19 protein-coding genes and 1 pseudogene are annotated in these 17,158 nt (G+C 53.7%); 17 read left to right on the top strand and 3 right to left on the bottom strand.

The window, feature by feature from the left end:
• From DXB44_RS12380 to DXB44_RS12360, 3 genes are all read left to right on the top strand, one after another.
• Positions 1-532: DUF4367 domain-containing protein (locus DXB44_RS12380; protein WP_118658917.1), on the top strand; the 532-nt coding region annotated here is incomplete at its 5' end.
• Between the two features lie 522 nt (positions 533-1,054).
• Positions 1,055-1,723: a hypothetical protein gene (locus DXB44_RS12370; protein ID WP_147366456.1), complete on the top strand. Its 669-nt coding sequence runs from the start codon at positions 1,055-1,057 to the stop codon at positions 1,721-1,723.
• 338 nt (positions 1,724-2,061) lie between these two features.
• On the top strand, positions 2,062-2,601 hold the full coding sequence (locus DXB44_RS12360) for a hypothetical protein (protein ID WP_112091226.1): 540 nt from the start codon (positions 2,062-2,064) through the stop codon (positions 2,599-2,601).
• A gap of 72 nt (positions 2,602-2,673) precedes the next feature.
• Here DXB44_RS12360 and DXB44_RS14820 read toward each other — a convergent pair.
• Positions 2,674-2,847: pseudogene (locus DXB44_RS14820) on the bottom strand (DUF6061 family protein); the annotation flags it as partial.
• Positions 2,848-3,011: 164 nt separating this feature from the next.
• Here DXB44_RS14820 and DXB44_RS12350 point away from each other — a divergent pair.
• The 5 genes from DXB44_RS12350 (at position 3,012) to DXB44_RS12335 (ending at position 6,277) form a co-directional block, all read left to right on the top strand.
• Positions 3,012-3,260, top strand: a complete 249-nt coding sequence (locus DXB44_RS12350) for a hypothetical protein (RefSeq protein ID WP_097791371.1) — start codon at positions 3,012-3,014, stop codon at positions 3,258-3,260.
• 58 nt (positions 3,261-3,318) lie between these two features.
• The gene (locus tag DXB44_RS14465) at positions 3,319-3,750 is read left to right on the top strand and encodes a hypothetical protein (RefSeq protein ID WP_143405465.1); all 432 of its coding nucleotides are present in this window, start codon (positions 3,319-3,321) and stop codon (positions 3,748-3,750) included.
• 111 nt (positions 3,751-3,861) lie between these two features.
• Positions 3,862-4,167, top strand: coding sequence for a type II toxin-antitoxin system RelB/DinJ family antitoxin (locus DXB44_RS12345; RefSeq protein WP_035393314.1), 306 nt, complete (start codon positions 3,862-3,864; stop codon positions 4,165-4,167).
• Complete coding sequence (locus DXB44_RS12340; RefSeq protein WP_005920676.1) at positions 4,164-4,484, top strand: type II toxin-antitoxin system RelE/ParE family toxin; 321 nt, start codon at positions 4,164-4,166, stop codon at positions 4,482-4,484. The genes DXB44_RS12345 and DXB44_RS12340 overlap by 4 nt, the downstream gene beginning before the upstream one ends.
• Positions 4,485-4,498: 14 nt before the next feature.
• On the top strand, positions 4,499-6,277 hold the full coding sequence (locus DXB44_RS12335; RefSeq protein WP_243111147.1) for a recombinase family protein: 1,779 nt from the start codon (positions 4,499-4,501) through the stop codon (positions 6,275-6,277).
• A 288-nt stretch (positions 6,278-6,565) separates the two neighbouring features.
• Here DXB44_RS12335 and hemW read toward each other — a convergent pair whose 3' ends face one another.
• A complete protein-coding gene (hemW, locus tag DXB44_RS12330; RefSeq protein ID WP_118658912.1) occupies positions 6,566-7,648 on the bottom strand; it encodes a radical SAM family heme chaperone HemW in 1,083 nt (360 codons plus the stop codon).
• A 108-nt stretch (positions 7,649-7,756) separates the two neighbouring features.
• Between hemW and DXB44_RS12325 the strand changes: the two genes are divergently transcribed.
• Positions 7,757-8,461: a Bax inhibitor-1/YccA family protein gene (locus DXB44_RS12325; protein ID WP_097779264.1), complete on the top strand. Its 705-nt coding sequence runs from the start codon at positions 7,757-7,759 to the stop codon at positions 8,459-8,461.
• A 145-nt stretch (positions 8,462-8,606) separates the two neighbouring features.
• Here the strand turns inward: DXB44_RS12325 and DXB44_RS12320 are convergent, their stop codons facing one another.
• Positions 8,607-9,452, bottom strand: coding sequence for a MurR/RpiR family transcriptional regulator (locus DXB44_RS12320; protein ID WP_118658911.1), 846 nt, complete (start codon positions 9,450-9,452; stop codon positions 8,607-8,609).
• Between the two features lie 488 nt (positions 9,453-9,940).
• On the opposite strand from DXB44_RS12320, the gene DXB44_RS12315 reads away from it, so the two are divergent.
• The 8 genes from DXB44_RS12315 (at position 9,941) to DXB44_RS12280 (ending at position 17,093) form a co-directional block, all read left to right on the top strand.
• On the top strand, positions 9,941-11,296 hold the full coding sequence (locus DXB44_RS12315; RefSeq protein ID WP_118658910.1) for an ABC transporter substrate-binding protein: 1,356 nt from the start codon (positions 9,941-9,943) through the stop codon (positions 11,294-11,296).
• 131 nt (positions 11,297-11,427) lie between these two features.
• A complete protein-coding gene (locus tag DXB44_RS12310; RefSeq protein ID WP_055186388.1) occupies positions 11,428-12,324 on the top strand; it encodes a sugar ABC transporter permease in 897 nt (298 codons plus the stop codon).
• A gap of 14 nt (positions 12,325-12,338) precedes the next feature.
• Positions 12,339-13,310 (top strand): carbohydrate ABC transporter permease, encoded by a 972-nt coding sequence (locus DXB44_RS12305; protein WP_055186355.1) that lies wholly within the window; start codon positions 12,339-12,341, stop codon positions 13,308-13,310.
• 27 nt (positions 13,311-13,337) lie between these two features.
• Positions 13,338-14,267: a dihydrodipicolinate synthase family protein gene (locus DXB44_RS12300; protein ID WP_118658909.1), complete on the top strand. Its 930-nt coding sequence runs from the start codon at positions 13,338-13,340 to the stop codon at positions 14,265-14,267.
• A 73-nt stretch (positions 14,268-14,340) separates the two neighbouring features.
• Positions 14,341-14,790, top strand: coding sequence for a YhcH/YjgK/YiaL family protein (locus DXB44_RS12295; RefSeq protein ID WP_118658908.1), 450 nt, complete (start codon positions 14,341-14,343; stop codon positions 14,788-14,790).
• Between the two features lie 4 nt (positions 14,791-14,794).
• The gene (locus DXB44_RS12290) at positions 14,795-15,499 is read left to right on the top strand and encodes an N-acetylmannosamine-6-phosphate 2-epimerase (protein WP_097783200.1); all 705 of its coding nucleotides are present in this window, start codon (positions 14,795-14,797) and stop codon (positions 15,497-15,499) included.
• Between the two features lie 18 nt (positions 15,500-15,517).
• Complete coding sequence (locus DXB44_RS12285) at positions 15,518-16,447, top strand: ROK family protein (protein WP_118658907.1); 930 nt, start codon at positions 15,518-15,520, stop codon at positions 16,445-16,447.
• 7 nt (positions 16,448-16,454) lie between these two features.
• Positions 16,455-17,093, top strand: coding sequence for a GDSL-type esterase/lipase family protein (locus DXB44_RS12280; RefSeq protein ID WP_097779270.1), 639 nt, complete (start codon positions 16,455-16,457; stop codon positions 17,091-17,093).
• Positions 17,094-17,158: the final 65 nt, after the last annotated feature.

The raw sequence follows: 17,158 nt of genomic DNA, 5'->3' as shown, positions 1-17,158 counted from the left end.
ACGCCGCCCGGTGCTGAAGCGAGTGCTTGTTGCGGCCCTGACGCTGATAATTCTGAACCTCGGTGCGCTTGCAGTAAGTGCAGACTTCCGCAAGGCGGTCTATACGATGATTCAGAAGTTCCTGCCCATTGAGATGCAGCTGACGTATCAAGTGGACGGCGAACCGTTGGAACAGCTTCCGGATGGATACAGCGACCATTATGTGCCGGATGGCTTTGAACGAGATTATGAACAAGGATATGATAACGAAATAGCCTTTCTTCATGCCTATGTTGATGTCAATGATAAGAACATCTTTTATTATGTGGACTGTTCCGTAATTCAAGACTATGGACAAGTCGAAACTTTCGACAATGAGCACACGGTTTATGAGCGCATTAAAATTGGAACAGCCGATGCAACACTTGGAACGAGTAATAACGGAGGACGTACAGGATATGTGCTAGTATGGGAGAAAGATGGCATTTCGCATACGATTATTGGAAAGATATCGCATGATGAGCTTCTAAGAATTGCGGAAAGCATTTCCTGATTTGTCAAGACCTTGCCGACACACTTGTGATTGTTTACAAATGTGTCTGCATTTTTTGTACAAATATACAAAGTTGATAAAATCTCGAAAATTTTTCAAAAAAGCTGTCACAAACGCAGTGTGAGCAACGTTGACTAAGCAAAAGCTCCTGTGGGAGTGTACAAAATGGAGGTTATTCATTAATCAAAATGACGAAAGAAGAAATTATTTCCATGCTATCAAAGGAATTGAACAGTGAATGGACGAATGGAGTCACATGTTTGATGGTGGAAAATTCCGATAGCTATATTCCAGTAATAGTTCATCACAATAAAAATGAACTTATTGTTGAAGTAGTAGAACAAGACAAGAAGATTTACCGCATCGGACGAAATGAGCTAAATAAAACATCTTAGTCATCACAAAAAAAAATCATTGAAATCAGTCACGATTTGACGCATAAAGGCTATAAAATTGGTGGCAGACTAACTGTTTGGACGGCTAATACGAGCAACCCGTCTCAAAGTAAGAGGTATGCTATTTATGATGTTAATTCTACTTTGTATCCCAGTGATACTTTGGACATTTTCTCTGAGTCGTACAATGCAAACACTTAAAAAACCGCCTCTGACAGTGCTGCTCTGTTTGATAGTTTGCTTTACATTAACATCTTGCTTTAATACAAAAAATAAAAGTGAATCGGTTCCGGATAACTATTCATTGTATTCGCAATATGTTGATAAAGTTGTAAAAAAATTCGAGCCAGAAGGATTTGAGATGTTAAATAGTACAGCCGATATCTATAGCTCTGGATTTCCTGAAAACGAATACTTTGAGGAGCGAGATGATTTGTATGATGGCAATCCACTACAACCAAAAAACAGAAAAGCTGTCTATTTAAACTCAACAAATGGTATCCTTGCGTGTATGACATTTTTATATTCTGAAGAAGAACTAGGAAAGCGAATGCTGACAATTGATTCCTTGCCAGCAGAGGCGGTTGCTACTTTTCAGAAGGAAGATGACATAAACATTCAAGAAACATACGAAATGGTTCTGGAAGATCAACACTGTATTGTGTTGCTTAAATTTATCTCAACTGAGTCATTGCAGAGCAATCAAGAGCAAGCAGTTACCCGCTACAGAGCATCAGTAATTGATTTTTTTGAAGAATACACACAATTTCTAAAAAGTCAAGAAAATATAGAATAACCTAAAACCAATATAGTGTCATTAAAGCCTTCAAGCCTTCAGAGGGTGTTGACAGAACTTCAATGGAATGGTATGTGGTTCTTTTCTCTGGCATTTTTCGCTGTCATCTTTATGGAAATGCTGTCCGATTTTTTGCTGGTTACAGATCGCTGCACTGCATGGAAAGCATTAAATGGAAATGTCAGCGAAGCCGAATTTCACAATCTTCAGCAGATTGTCCTATGCGAAAATCAGAAAGTTTCCATTGAGAAGAAACTTGCAAGTACGATACTACTGGTTCTGATGATATGTGCAACTGCTGCATTTGTATGGCTCACTTTTTGGTATAAGGTTTTGTTATGAAAGAGATAATTATTGAACCACATATTGGAATTGGACAATTAAAATTAGGCATGACATCAGATGAATTAGAAAATGCTCTTCTACAAATGAAGAAACAGTGGTCGAATTCTTCTGATGAAGCAATGCAAATGGAATGTTGTGCGGAAACCGATGACCCTAATTTGATAACCGGACGATATATGGATAATGATTCGTTCTTTCTGGTGCAGTATCGGAACGGAAAAGCTGCTGAAATCGGCATCCAGCGTGATTTGTCTAAAGTGGCATCAATAAAATTGTTCGGGATGGATATGTTTAATACAGCCGCCGAGTGTATTATTGATAGCTTAATGAAAAAGGACAACGTTATTTGCAACGAAAAGGACTTGCAACTGGGAACGGAATATTTTTTTCCCGAAATTGGAGTCCGACTCTGGAGAGAGCGAGCATTTCATCCCAAACTGTTGAAAGACCCGCTATACATGGAAGAAATGCAGGCGGTATTAGAAGATGAATACCAGTATCAGTATTTTCAGATGGTTACCATAATAGGTTGAACTACTAACTAACCATGAGCCCTCTATTTGCAACGACTGCAAGTAGAGGGCTGTTGTTTTGCCTTGGATATTTTAATTAAAGGTCAATCCTCTAAATCTGCCATGGTCACAGCTGAGTGAGAGATAATGCTCAATCTCACCACCCAGCACAAGCTGAGCATACTCCAAGGGCTTGTTGTAGAGCAGCCAGTCCAGTTCCGCCCGCTGCGTTGGAGTATTGCCGTATTCGTCCTCAATAGCGATGCAGATAAACAAAACTGTGATTATGCAACAAATTTTCCATGAATTTATGTGCAGCTATACGATTTTGAAAAATTTTGTAGACAAACGAAATAAATTGGGCTTAAATTTCGTTATTCCAGTAAGAAACGCAAGAGATTTCTTTTAGAGTGTATATAGGAGATCCTTTTATGCTAGAGCAGTTTTTCAAATCGCAAGTCGCAACCGTTTCTGATCCCTACCAAGGCAGTCGCATCACGGATGCGTTGGCGGCTGCGGGAATCAAGTTCTATTGCAAAACTAAAGATGTCAATCGGCGTAATACGTTCGATCAGGCAAGAATTGGAACTCTAGGTATAAAACCAAAGTATATCACAGAGATATTTGTAGACAAAGAAAATGCAGATATGGCACTGCATATTGTACACACGCTAAAGTAAAGTCTGCGATATCATAGTTCTTACAGCGTGATATGTTTTCAGTTGACTGGAGAAAAACATGAAAAGAATTTGCATTGGACTTTTGACCGCACTAGGGTGTATTGCTGTAGCTACGGCGTTGATTGTTCGGCCATTTAGCAAAAAATCCATCCAGTCTTATGTACTGCGAAATCAGGATGAGCTGACAAACTATGCGCGGAAAGTGATAGAAGAACATCCAATGGGACCGCTAGAGTGGAATGGATGGAAAGTATATTATTACGCAGATGATATGGTGGAATTTTGTACAGGCTCTTTCGGGCTCATTCCGAGTACTACATATAAGGGCTTTTACTATTCTGAAGATGATGAACCACATGGCTTTCAAGATGTTCCGGTTGAGTTTGTAAAAAGTGGAAATGGATGGTCGTGGGCAGAATCAGAAGGTGATAATACACAATATACTGAACGAATTGCAGCACATTGGTATTGGTATGAAGCAAAATTTTAGAAGTCGGAGAACCTGAAGTTATGTTGTGCAATATGGAGAAATTTAATTATAAGTTTGGGAGTTGTTGATTTGCAACGCAAAATACGTTACAATAAGGCCGAGGTGATAACCATGGAAAAAACGATGACACTCAATCTTCGTGTCAACCCCACCGTTAAGCAGCAAGCCGAGGATGTGCTGAAGCAGCTCGGCATCCCAATGGCAACAGCCATTGATATGTACCTGCGCCAGATCACCCTGACTGGCGGCATTCCCTTCTCGCTGTCTTTGCCGAAAGCTCCTGCGGCTCTGAACGCTGACACCATGACCGATGACCAACTCCATGCAGCCTTGCAGGTGGGCATCAAGGAGATTCAGAATGGTGATACCGTGGATGCCGCAAGCGCATTCGCACAGTTCAGGGAACAGCACAGATGAAGCAGTATGACGTAAAAATTTCCCATGCAGCCCTCAGTGATATGGAGCAGATTTACAGCTACATTGCTGACCGTCTGCTGGAGCCTGACACGGCTATGGGGCAGTACAACCGCATTGCAGAAGCCATTCAGTCGCTGAACATTCTGCCGGAACGCTGTGCGCTGGTGGAAAGCGAGCCGGAGCACACCCAAGGACTGCGGCAGATGCTGGTAGACAACTACTCAGTGTTCTACATCGTGGGCGAGGATGCGGTGTCAGTGGCCCGTGTGCTGTACAGTGCATCCGACCTTGTGCGCCGCCTGCGGAGAATGAAGTGAAAGGGGGTGTTTGCATGACCGCCGTGATTTATGCTCGCTATTCCAGCGATAACCAGCGCGAAGAATCCATCGAAGGTCAGATTCGCGAGTGTACGGCCTACGCCGAAAAGAACGGCATTACCGTGGTCAAGCACTACATTGACCGCGCCCTTTCCGCCAAAACCGATAACCGCCCGGACTTCCAGCAGATGATCAAGGACAGCGAGAAACGGTTGTTTGACATTGTGCTGGTCTGGAAACTTGACCGTTTTGCCCGAAACCGCTATGATTCGGCCCACTATGAGTACCAGTTGGAACGGAATCATGTCAAGCTGGTATCTGCCACGGAGCCTATCTCTGACAGCCCTGCGGGTATCATGGTCAAGAGTATGCTGACCGGCATGGCTGAATACTATTCCGCAGAACTTTCTGAAAAGGTCGTGCGTGGCATGACCGAGAATGTTCTGAAGGAAAAGTACAACGGCGGCACGATTCCCATTGGTTTTAAGGTGGACGAGGAGAAGTTCTTTCAAATCGACCCGCTGAAAGCTCCCTTTGTGGTAGAAGCCTTTCAGCGGTACAACGATGGTGCAACTATGAAAGAACTGATGAACTGGCTGAACGACAGCGGCGTGACCACCAACCGCAACCAGAAGTTTACCTACAACAGTGTTCAGAAGCTGTTGACGAACAAACGGTACATCGGAGAAAACCACTTCAAGGACATTGTGATGCCCGACAGCATCCCGGCCATCGTGGACAAGGACTTGTTTGAAGAAGTACAGCAAAAAATCAAGAAGAACAGCCGCGCTCCTGCCCGTCACAAGGCCGAGGACGATTACTTGCTCACCACCAAGCTGTTCTGCGGAATGTGCGGCGCGATGATGTTCGGCGAGTGCGGTACGGGTAGAAACAAGGTCGTTCATCATTATTATAAGTGCGCCACCGCGAAGCGTTTCAAGACCTGCAAGAAAAAGACCGTCCGTAAAGAGTGGCTGGAAGATTTGGTCATAGCTGAAACCATGAAGCTGATTCAGGACGATGCCGTGATTGATGCCATCGTTGCAGAAGTCATGGAGTTGCAGGATCAGGAAAACACCACGCTTCCTTTGCTGGAAAAGCAGATGCGCGAGGTAGAGAACGGCATTGAAAATATGCTGAACGCCATTCAAGCAGGTGTGCTGACCAACTCCACCAAATCGCGTTTGGAAAAGCTGGAAGCCCAGCAGAAAGAACTTGAGGTTCGGATCGCCGAAGAAAAAATCGCTCGGCCTCGGTTGAGCGAAAATCAGGTTCGGTTCTGGTTGACCCGGTTCCGCAAGCTCGACCCGAACGTGAAAAACCATCGGGAAACGCTCATCAATACATTCGTGAACGCCGTTTATCTCTATGATGAAAAAGTTTTGATTACATTCAACTACAAAGACGGCACAAAAACCATCACTTTCGATGAAATCGCCGCCAAAGATGCCCCAGAGGGCAATGGTTCGGATTTGGGTTGCTTCGCTCCACCAAGAACTCCGGTATCCAATGGGTACCGGAGTTTCTGTTTTATCTGTCTTGCAAAAGGGGCTGCAAGGGTGGATTCGAACAGCATCGACCCGCCGAATAGTCCGGCGGGTAAAAAAGCCCCTGTGCAACAGCGACGACCGCTGCCTGCGGCAGAAACAGGGAGGAGCTGTTGGGGCTGCGGCCAGCAGGGTGCGCGTGCCGCCCAAGGCACGATGCAGCCGCTGGGAGCCGCGACCCGGGTTCCTTTTTTGCGCGGCTCGCGCAATCCACCCGCGCCCACCAAGAACTCCGGTATCCAATAGGTACCGGAGTTTCTGTTTTATCTGCCTTGCAAAAGGGACTGCAAGGGTGGATTCGAACAGCAACAGCGACGACCACTGCCTGCGGCAGAAACAGGGAGGAGCTGTTGGGGCTGCGGCCAGCAGGGTGCGCGTGCCGCCCAAGGCACGATGCAGCCGCTGGGAGCCGCGACCCGGGTTCCTTTTCTGCGCGGCTCGCGCAATCCACCCGCGCCCACCAAAAAACCGCAACGTATCCAAGTATGCTGCGGTTTTTATTTATAACAGTGATATTTTCACTTCACCCGCCTGTCAGAGCAGCTGTGCAAGAATACTGTTTTGCACAATAAGTCCGGCGGGGGTCAGGGCGAGGATGCGGCCATCAAAGGTGGCGTACCCGGCGCGGACACAGTTTTGCACAAAGGCCAGCTGTGCGGTGGAAAACTGCTTGCCGTACAGGGTTTTGTAGGCTTCAAGGTCAAGCCCCTTGCGCAGCCGCAGCTGCAAGATCAGGTAGTCCTCTGCACCGCAGCTGCCGTCCATGATGGGTGCGGCGGCGTCTTGCAGAAAGGCGGCAGTATCCGGCGCGTAGCAGAACCGCTTGCCGCCCATGCAGGAGTGCGCCGCAGGGCCAAGGCCGAGATAATCGCCGCAGTCCCAGTAGATGAGGTTATGCTTCCCCTCATAGCCCGGCTTTGCGAAGTTGGAGATCTCGTACTGGCGGTAGCCGTGGTGCTCCAGCTGCTCCACGGCGTAGAGGTAGAAATCGGCGGCTTCATCGCCGGTGGGCAGACCCTCCGGCGGGTGCTTGCCGAAGGCAGAGTCCGGCTCGATCTTTAAAAGATAAGCCGAGATATGGGTGGCACCGCCTTTTTCGATCAGCTCCAGTGTCTCGTCGAACTCGGCCTGCGTATAGTGGGGCAATGCCAGCATGATGTCGCCGCTGATGTTCTCGAACCCGGCGCGCCGGGCAGCGGCAAAGGCTGCCCGCGCCTGCTTGGCGCTGTGGGGGCGGCCAAGGGTGCGCAGCTGGGTGTCCCGGGCGGACTGCACCCCGAAGGAGATGCGGTTCACCCCTGCCGCCCGGAAGCCCCGCAGGCTCTCCTCGGTGACGGTCTCGGGGTTTGCCTCCAAGGTGATCTCTGCACCGGGCACGGGGTCTGCTGCCCGGATGAGCCGCTTGGCCTGCGCCGGGGTGAGCAGGCTGGGCGTGCCGCCGCCGAAATAGAGGGTGTCCGGCCGCAGGGGCGCATCCGGCGCAAAGCGGTGCAACTCCCGCAGCAGCGCGTCCACATAGGCGTCCGGTACGCCCCGCTCCCCGGGGTGGGAATAAAAATCGCAGTACCGACATTTGGAAAAACAGTAGGGAATATGCAGATAAAGTCCAAGGGACATACAATATCACAGCCTTTTTCATGAAACGTTCATTTCTATGCAGTATACTATATTCCGTAGACCGGAGCAAGAGAGAAATGCTCCGCAGAATAGACTGGAGGAACCCAGATGAGTTACAACAATTACAACCGTGGCTATGCAGAGCCTACAATGACCTCGGCTGATTATATGACCCGCACCTACCGCTGGATGGCGCTGGGACTGCTGGTCACCTTTGCAGCGGCCTTTGTCACCGCCACCACCCCGCTGTTCTACGTGGTCAACTCGCTGTATCTGCTGTTCACCATTGCCGAGCTGGCGCTGGTGTTCGTGCTGAGCGCCCGGGTGCAGAATATGTCCGTGGGCGCGGCAAGAGGCGTGTTTTTGGGCTACGCCCTGCTCAACGGCATGGTGCTGAGCTATTATTTCCTTGCTTTTGAAGTGGGCACGCTGGTGCTGGCTTTCCTTGCCACCTCGCTGTATTTCGGCCTGATGGCGGTTTATGGAACAACTACGCACAAGGACCTGTCCGGCTGGGGCCCCAAGCTGATGATGGCTCTGTTTGCACTGCTTATCACCGGTTTCGTCGGCCTGCTGTTCGGCATGGGCTTTATGGGCACGGTGCTGTATTCCGGCATCGGTCTGGTGGTGTTCATGCTGTTGACCGCCTACGACACCCAGAAGCTGAGCCAGATGTACTCCTACTACGCAGGGGACAGCGAGTTGGCGGAAAAGGCTTCCATCTACGGCGCACTGACGCTGTATCTGGACTTCATCAACATCTTCCTGTATGTGGTGCGTCTGCTGGGGCTCAACAGCCGCCGCCGCGATTAAGCGTACAGCGCCGCAACATCATTGATAAGCAAAAAAAATCGGTCAGACCTACGGGTCTGACCGATTTTTTGTTCTATAAAGAATGGGGCCGGGATTTTCTCCCGACCCCATTTTTATGATAGAACCTGAAATTTTAAGTTGATACTCAAAGCAGCTTTACGGCCAGCGCCTCGGTGGTGTGCTCCTGCGCTTCGGTGCTGCCGGGCTTGTCGTCCAGAATGTACCGCAGCACCAGCACCTCAGCCACATACAGCACCGCCACCTTGATGGGGATGCTGCCGGAGTCCAGCGGACTTTCCTGCGCGCCGCACAGCAGCACGATGTCTGCCAGCTTTGCACCGGGGGAGTCCTCGTAGTGGGTAATCAGGATGATCTTTGCGCCGTTGGCCTTGGCGGTGCGCAGGGTCTCCATCAGGTCCCGGGTAGCGCCGGAGTAGGAAACGAACAGCACCACGTCCTGCTCGGTCATCAGGCTGGCAGCCATGACCTGCATGTGGCTGTCGGCGGTGGCACGGAACTTGTTGGTGATGCAGGCAAACCGGGCACAAATCTCGCTGGCGGCGACCATGCTGCCGCCCTGTCCCATGCAGAACACCTGCCGGGCGCTGTGCAGCAGCGCCACAGCCTGCTCCACCGCCTGCGGCGAAAGAGCGTTCTGGGTGCCATTGATGGCGGTCATGAACAGTGCCGAGGCGTGCTCGCACAAAGTAGCGGTGTCGGCGTCTGGGGCGGGCTCCTGCTGGTTTACCAGCACACCGGTGGCGTTGGCCTGCGCCAGTGCAATACGCATTTCGTGGTAGCCCTCAAAGCCCAGCGCCCGGCAGAACCGGAACACCGTGGCCTCGGCCACCTGACACTCTCTGGCCAGCGACGATATGGACAGATACTGTGCCTCCGCAGCGTGCTGCACCAGATATTCGGCCACCGTGCGGCCGGATTTTGTCAGGTCGCCCTGATGCTGCTGCAGCAGCTCCCAAAAATTTGTAGACATTCTTTTCCTTCTCCTGACTTGGGCCGCCGGCGGGTGCCGGTGCCGTGTTCGTGCTTACCTTCTTATATAAAAGTATAAGAGAAACTGCGCCGCTGTGCAAGAGGCGTAATGACCACATTTTACCCGCCGGTTCTGTGCAGAGGGCACAGTTTTGAAGGAAAAAACGGCCCAAATGGTGAAAATACTTTTCATTTTTACAATTTCAAAGCTGAAAGCAATTTTCAGAACAGCCGGGGAAAGTGTACCGTTTTGTAACTATTTTGACAAGTGAAGTGGATAAAAATATTGTGTTTTTTCTGATATCCCACAATTTTGTGCAGGCTGCTGGGTTTGAAAATGAAAATTTATGAAAAGAATGAATGGACAAAATGAAAATAATTTTCTATAATTAGGCTACAAACAACGGCTGCGGACACGAGCAGCCGCTACGAGCAAAACGGAGTACGATCCCCCGATGGGTCGAAGAAGATGAACAAGGAGAATCTACCATGAAAAACTGCATTTCCCGCCGTTCCTTCCTGAAGGCTGCCGGTATTCTGGGCGCTGCCGGTGCACTGGCCGCCTGCGGCGGTTCCTCCTCTGGCAGCACTGCTGCTTCCTCTACCGCTTCCTCTGCTGCTGCAAGTGCAGCCGGCACCGGCGCAAGCATCAAGCTGTGGACATACCCCATCGGCGGCTGGGGCAATGACGAGACCGTCCAGAATCTGATCTCCAGCTTCAACGCAAAGTACCCCGACATCAAGGTGACCGTGGAGTATCTGGACTACACCAACGGTGACGATCAGGTGAACACCGCCATCGAGGGCGGCAGCGCACCCGATCTGGTCATGGAAGGTCCCGAGCGTCTGGTGGCCAACTGGGGTGCCAAGGGCGTTATGGCTCCGCTGAACGACCTGTGGACCGACGATGCCAAGAAGGACATCTACGCTTCTGTTGAGTCTGCCTGCCACAACGAGAAGGGCGACTACTACGAGTATCCCCTGTGCATGACCGCACACTGCATGGCCGTGAACATGACCAAGGTCAAGGAAGTGGGCGCGGACCAGTACATTGATACCGACAAGCACACCTGGAGCACCGAGGGCTTCCTGAACACTGTGGACGCACTGTACAAGGGCGGCTACGAGAACGTAGCAGCCATTTACTGCAGCGGTCAGGGCGGCGACCAGGGCACCCGCGCCATCATCAACAATATGTACGGCGGCACCTTTACCGATGCAGCCCACACCAAGTACACCGCCGACTCTGCCGAGAACATCAAGGCCATTCAGGCTCTGTACGATGCAAAGGGCGTCAACTTTGATCCTTCCATCAACGGCGGCGAGGAGATCACCCTGTTCCGCAACGGCACCCTGCAGATGGCTTTCTGCTGGAACATTGCACAGCAGCTGAACGCTGACACCGCTGCCGCAGGCCAGACCATCAGCGGCGACGAGATCTTCCCCATGGCATTCCCCACCGAAAGCGGCGACCCGAAGCTGTGCGGCGGCATCTGGGGCTTCGGCATTTTTGATAACGGCGACGAGGCCAAGATCAAGGCTGCAAAGACCTTCATCGACTTTATTGCTGCCGACCCCGCTCAGGTCAAGGACAGCGTGCTGGCTTCCACCTACTTCCCCGTCCGCACCAGCGTGGGCGACATCTACGTCGGCAACGAGGTCATGAGCGAGTACAGCAAGTTCATGGGCTATCTGGGCGACTACTACCAGATCACCCCGGGCTGGACCACTGCCCGTACCGAGTGGTGGAACATGCTGCAGCGCGTGGGCTCCGGCGAGGCCGTCGAGACTGCCGTCAAGACCTTTGTGGACAACGCAAACGCAGCCGCTGCCGCCGAGGCATAAGCGCTACTTTTTCTGAACTGCATCACAGCTGAACCGCAAGGCCCCTTCCTCCGGGTGAGGGAGGGGCCCTTTTACGGAAAAAACACTCTCAAACGAAAGGTTTGGTGATCCTCTTGGCTGCAAAGACGGCAATGAAAGAGCCCAAACGCAGCAGTGCGCTGGTACGGCGCGAAACCTTCGCCTCCTACTGCTTCCTGCTGCCCAGCCTGATCTTCTTTCTGGGCTTCGTCATCTACCCCATGATCCTCTGCGTGGTGACCAGCTTCTTTGACTCTACCATGAACCGCGCGGATATCTTTGTGGGTCTGGCAAACTACAAGACCCTGTTTGCCGACCCCATCTTCCTTGGCGCATTAAAGAACACCTTCGTCATCGTCATTGTGTCGGTGCCCATCACCTGCATCTTCTCGCTGTGGGTGTCCTCCGCCATCGTAGACCTGCCGGAGTGGGCCACCAGCCTTTTCCGCTGCGTGTTCTATCTGCCCGTGGTCACCGGCTCGGTTGCCGTTACCGTGGTGTGGAAGTGGATGTACAACAACTACTATGGCATCTTCAACTATCTGGGCAAGAGCCTTGGTATTCTGGACAAAAACATCAACTGGCTGGGTGACGAGCGGTTTGCGCTGGGCTGTATCATCCTGATCTTGCTCACTACCTCCGTGGGTCAGCCCATCGTGCTGTACGTTTCGGCACTGGGCAACGTGGATCAGTCCATCGTGGAGGCTGCCGAGGTGGACGGCGCGACCGACTTCCAGTGCTTCTGGAAGATCAAGTGGCCGGCCATTATGCCCACCACCCTGTACATTCTGGTCATCACCACCATCAACTCCTTCCAGTGCTTTGCACTGATCCAGCTGCTGACCTCCGGCGGCCCCAACCACAAGACCGATACCATTATGTACTACATCTACTACACCGCCTTCAAGCAGTACAAGTACGGCTACGGCAACGCCATGGGTGTGGTGCTGGCGGTGATCATCGCCATTCTGTCTGCTGTCCAGTTCAAGATGGGCAACAAGGATAATTAAGGAGGTGCGAAACAATGCGTGCAACTGCTGCAAAAAAGCAAAAACCGTTGAAGCGCCATCCCAGTAAACTGAAAAAGATGAGCGCCTACGCCATTCTGGCAATCATCCTCATCAGCATTATGGCGGTGCTGTTCGCCTTCCCGCTGTACTGGATCATCACCGGCTCCTTCAAGACCGGTGCCGCCATCAACGCCACTACTCCCGAGTGGTGGCCCAGCCAGTGGGTGCTGACCAACTACCAGAAACTGTTTGCCGGGAAACGTGCCCCGCTATGGCAGCTGGCTGTGCCCTTCGGCTCCAAGTTCAGCGCCAACGGCGAGCCCGTCTACTTCTCGGTAGGCCCCATGGCTCCCGCTGCCATCCGCTGGATGATCAACACCGTGTTCATGGCAGTCATGTCCATGATCCTTACCTGCCTGACCGCCGCCATGGCCGGTTATGCGCTGGCCAAAAAGCGCTTTGTGGGCCGTAAGCTGCTGTTCACCCTCATCGTGTGCGCTATGGCGCTGCCCAAGCAGGTCATCCTGATCCCCCTGCTGCGCGAGATGAGCGCACTGAACCTATACAACACCATCTGGGCGGTTATTTTCCCTATCGTGGGCTGGCCGTTCGGCGTGTTCCTGATGAAGCAGTTCAGTGAGGGCATCCCCACCGAAATGCTGGAGGCTGCCCGCATTGATGGCGCCAGCGAGGCGCGCACCTTTGTCAAAATCGTGCTGCCCATGGTCAAGCCCGGTATCGGCGCACTGGCCATCTTTACCTTCATCAACAGCTGGAACGACTACTTCATGCAGTTGATCATGCTGTCCAGCACCAGCAACCTGACCATCTCGCTGGGCATTGCAAAGCTGCAGGCAGAAAACAGCACCGACTTTGGTCTGATCATGGCAGGCGCTGCACTGGCTGCCGTGCCGATCATCATCATCTTCCTCATCTTCCAGAAGTACTTCACCAAGGGCATCGCAATGGGTGCCGTCAAGGGCTAAAATTTACAGAAAGAAGGATATAGACCCATGAAAGATATCAAAAAATATCAGGGTGTCATCCCTGCCTTTTACGCCTGCTATGACGCAGAGGGCAACATTTCGGTGGAGGGCGTCAAGGCGCTGACCCGCCACCTGATCGCCAAGGGCGTCAAGGGCGTGTATGTGGGCGGTTCCTCCGGCGAGTGCATCTACCAGCACGTCGACGAGCGCAAGACCGTTCTGGAGGCCGTGATGAGCGAGGCCAAGGGCAAGCTGACCGTGATCGCTCACGTCGGCTGCAACAACACCGCCGACAGCATGGAGCTGGCCCGCCACGCCGAGAGCGTGGGTGTGGACGCCATTGCCTCCATCCCGCCCATCTATTTCCACCTGCCGGAGTACGCCATTGCCAAGTACTGGAACGATATGTCCGCTGCCGCCCCGAACACCGAGTTCGTCATCTACAACATCCCGCAGCTGGCTGGCACGGCGCTGACCATGAGCCTGCTGAACGAGATGCTGAAGAACCCCAACGTGGTAGCCGTGAAGAACAGCTCCATGCCCACGCAGGACATCCAGATGTTCAAGGATGCCGGTATCGCCGCCCGCGGCGAGGGTAACTTTGTGGTGTTCAACGGCCCGGACGAGCAGTTCGTTTCCGGCCGCGTCATCGGCGCAGACGGCGGCATCGGCGGCACCTACGCCGTGATGCCGGAGCTGTATCTGGCGATGAACGCCTATCTGGAAAAGGGCGAGATCGCAAAGGCACGCGCTATCCAGTACGAGGCCAACCGCATCATCTACAAGATGTGCTCTGCCCACGGCAACCTGTACGCGGTGCAAAAGGAGATTTTGCGCCGGATGTATGGTCTGGAGCTGGGCAGCGTGCGCGCCCCGATGCCCGGCCTGATCCCCGAGGATGAGCCCATCGTTGCCGAGGCACAGGCCATGATCGAAGCTGCCATCGCAAAGCTGTAACAAAATAAAAGCGCCCCTCTCCGTCTCTTTTCCAGAGGGGAGACGGGCGCTTCTTTTATTGGAGGAAACGCGAATGATCTGCGATACCCTGCAGCATCTGGTACGGTACAGGGGACTGCACCCCAACTTGGATACCGCCATTGACTATCTGCTTACCCACGACCTTGCCGCCCTGCCGCTGGGGCGCACCGAGGTGGACGGCGACAAGGTGTTCATCAACCTGATGGACGCCACATTGCACCCGGATGCGGGCTACCACCCGGAGTACCACAAGCTTTATGCTGATTTACAGGTAGACCTTACCGGCAGCGAGGGCTGGGGCTACACCAATCTGCCCGGCGCGGAGATCGGGGAATTTACCGGGGACTGCGGCTTTCAGTCCAGCGCCAGTGTAGTGACCGGTGCACTGGGCGAGGGACGCTTTGTGCTGTTCTTCCCGGAGGAGCTGCATAAACCCGGCCTTGTACAGCACGGCTGTGTCAGCGTGCGCAAGGCCGTTGTCAAGATCAGAATGGAGGAGTAAGACCATGGATAAGGAAAAGCTGTTTGCACAGATCAAGGGTGGGCTGATCGTGTCCTGTCAGGCACTGGAGCACGAGCCGCTGTACACCAAGGAGGGCGGCGTGATGCCCCTGATGGCAAAAGCTGCCGCCATGAGCGGCGCTGTGGGCATCCGTGCCAACACCGTGCGGGACATTACCCAGATCAAGCAGGTGGTGGACCTGCCGGTCATCGGCATCATCAAAAAGGATTACCCCGGCACACCCATGTACATCACCGTCACCATGAAGGAAGTGGACGAACTGGTGGCCTGCGGGGTGGATATCCTTGCCGTGCAGGGCACCGGTGCGCTGCGCCCGGACGGCTCTACCTCCGCGCAGTTCATCCGCGCCATCAAGGCAAAGTACCCTGAGCAGCTGGTGATGGCTGATTGCGATAACTTTGAAAACGCCATGCTCTGCGCCGAAGCCGGTGCCGACTTTGTGGGCACTACCATGCGCGGCTACACCCCGGAGACCACCGGCATTGACGATATCGATTTTGACTTCATCCGCAAGCTGTCCGCAGAGTGCCCGGCAAAGATCATTGCCGAGGGTCACATCCACTACCCGGAGCAGGCGGTCAAGGCACTGGAAGCCGGTGCCTTTGCACTGGTGGTGGGCGGTGCCATTACCCGCCCGGCAGAGATCACCGCACGCTTTACCGGTGCCATCAACGCCGCAAAGAAATAACACAGGGGAGTGCCTGCTATGAAACACTATCTTGGTATTGACATCGGCGGCACAGCCGTCAAGCTGGGCATCGTGGACGAAGTCGGCGCGGTGCTGGCGAAAGCCGAAGAGAGCGTAAGTTTTGACGGCTACCGCACCCCCATCCTGACCACCGTGCTCAAAGCTGCACAGACATTTCTTGCTGACCGCAACATCCCGGCGGAAAGCCTTGCGGGTATCGGCGTGTCTGCCACCGGTCAAATCGACAGCCGCAAGGGCATCGTGGCGGGCACCTGCGGCAACCTGCCCAACTACATCGGTGCACCCATCAAGGCAGAGCTGGAAAAGACCTTTGGACTGCCGGTCACGGTAGCCAACGACGCCAACTGCATGACACTGGGCGAGGTGTGGGTCGGCGGCGCAAAGGGCTATACGGACGTCATCGGCGTGACGCTGGGCACCGGCGTGGGCGGCGGCATCCTGACCGGAGGCCGTCTGCTGGAAGGCGCGCGGGGTCTGGGCGGCGAGCTGGGACACTACCGCACCCACGCGCTGGACGGCGTGGATTGCACCTGCGGCGCAAAGGGCTGCTGGGAGCGCTACGCCGCCACCACCGCACTGGTGCGCGCCGCGCAGGAAAAGGACCCGGCATGGAAGGATGGCCGCGCCATCTTTGCCGCCGCTGAGGCGGGCAACGAGACCGTGCTGGCGCTGCTGGACGCATGGACGGACGAGATCGCGCAGGGGCTTGCAGGTATGGTGCATATCTTCAACCCGCAGCTGATCTTGATCGGCGGCGGCGTGTCTGCCCAGCAGAAGCTGCTTATCGAGCCTATCGCTGAAAAGGTGAAAGCATCCGTCATGCCCGCCTTTGCCGAGGGGCTGGAGATCCGTGCCGCGCAGCTGCACAATGACGCCGGGATGGTAGGCGCTGTGTACTACTTCCGGCAGACGATGGAAAAGGAGTGATTTGGTTATGAAAAAGCATATTCTCTGTCTGGGTGATTCCAACACCCACGGCTACTGCGCCGACCCCAACGACTGCGCCGACCACGGCATCCGCTTCAACGAGGACGAGCGCTGGACCTGCCGCCTGCAAAAGGCGCTGGGCGAGGAGTATCTGGTCACCGAGGAGGGGCTTTCCGGCCGCACTACCGTGTTCGTGGATCCGCTGCATGAGTCCATGGATGCACTGAGCGTGGCTTACGCCCTGCTCAAGAGCCACGAAGTCATCGACCTGCTCATCATCATGCTGGGCACGAACGACGTCAAGGAGCGCTTTGGTGCAAACGCTGCCTGCATCGGCGCGGGCATGGAGCGGCTGCTGCTCAAGGTCAAGAGCGTGGACTGCTGGGGCGGCAAGGCGCCTAACATTCTGGTGGTGGCACCGCCCTGCATCAAGGATGGCTTCCACGATGCCGTCATGGGCGCAGGCTGCGTGGAGAAATCCCGCGGGGTCGCCGAGCAGCTGCGCATCGTAGCGGAGCGGCAGGGCGTGCACTTTATGGACGCCGCCGAGTGCGAGTTCAACGAGGTGGACTTTATGCACCTGACCTGCAAGGGTCACGCCCGGCTGGCAGAGCTGCTGACCGCAGAGGTGCCGAAGCTTATCTGAGTAAAAAGATGTCAGAGCGATCCCGGAAGGTCTGCGGACTTTCCGGGATCGCATTTTCATACAGG

The sequence above is a fragment of the Faecalibacterium sp. OM04-11BH genome (genome assembly GCF_003482185.1).
In the GTDB taxonomy this organism is placed as follows: domain Bacteria; phylum Bacillota; class Clostridia; order Oscillospirales; family Ruminococcaceae; genus Faecalibacterium; species Faecalibacterium tardum.
Note: the sequence above shows the minus strand (reverse complement) of the source record. Positions and strands in the feature narration are given on the sequence as shown.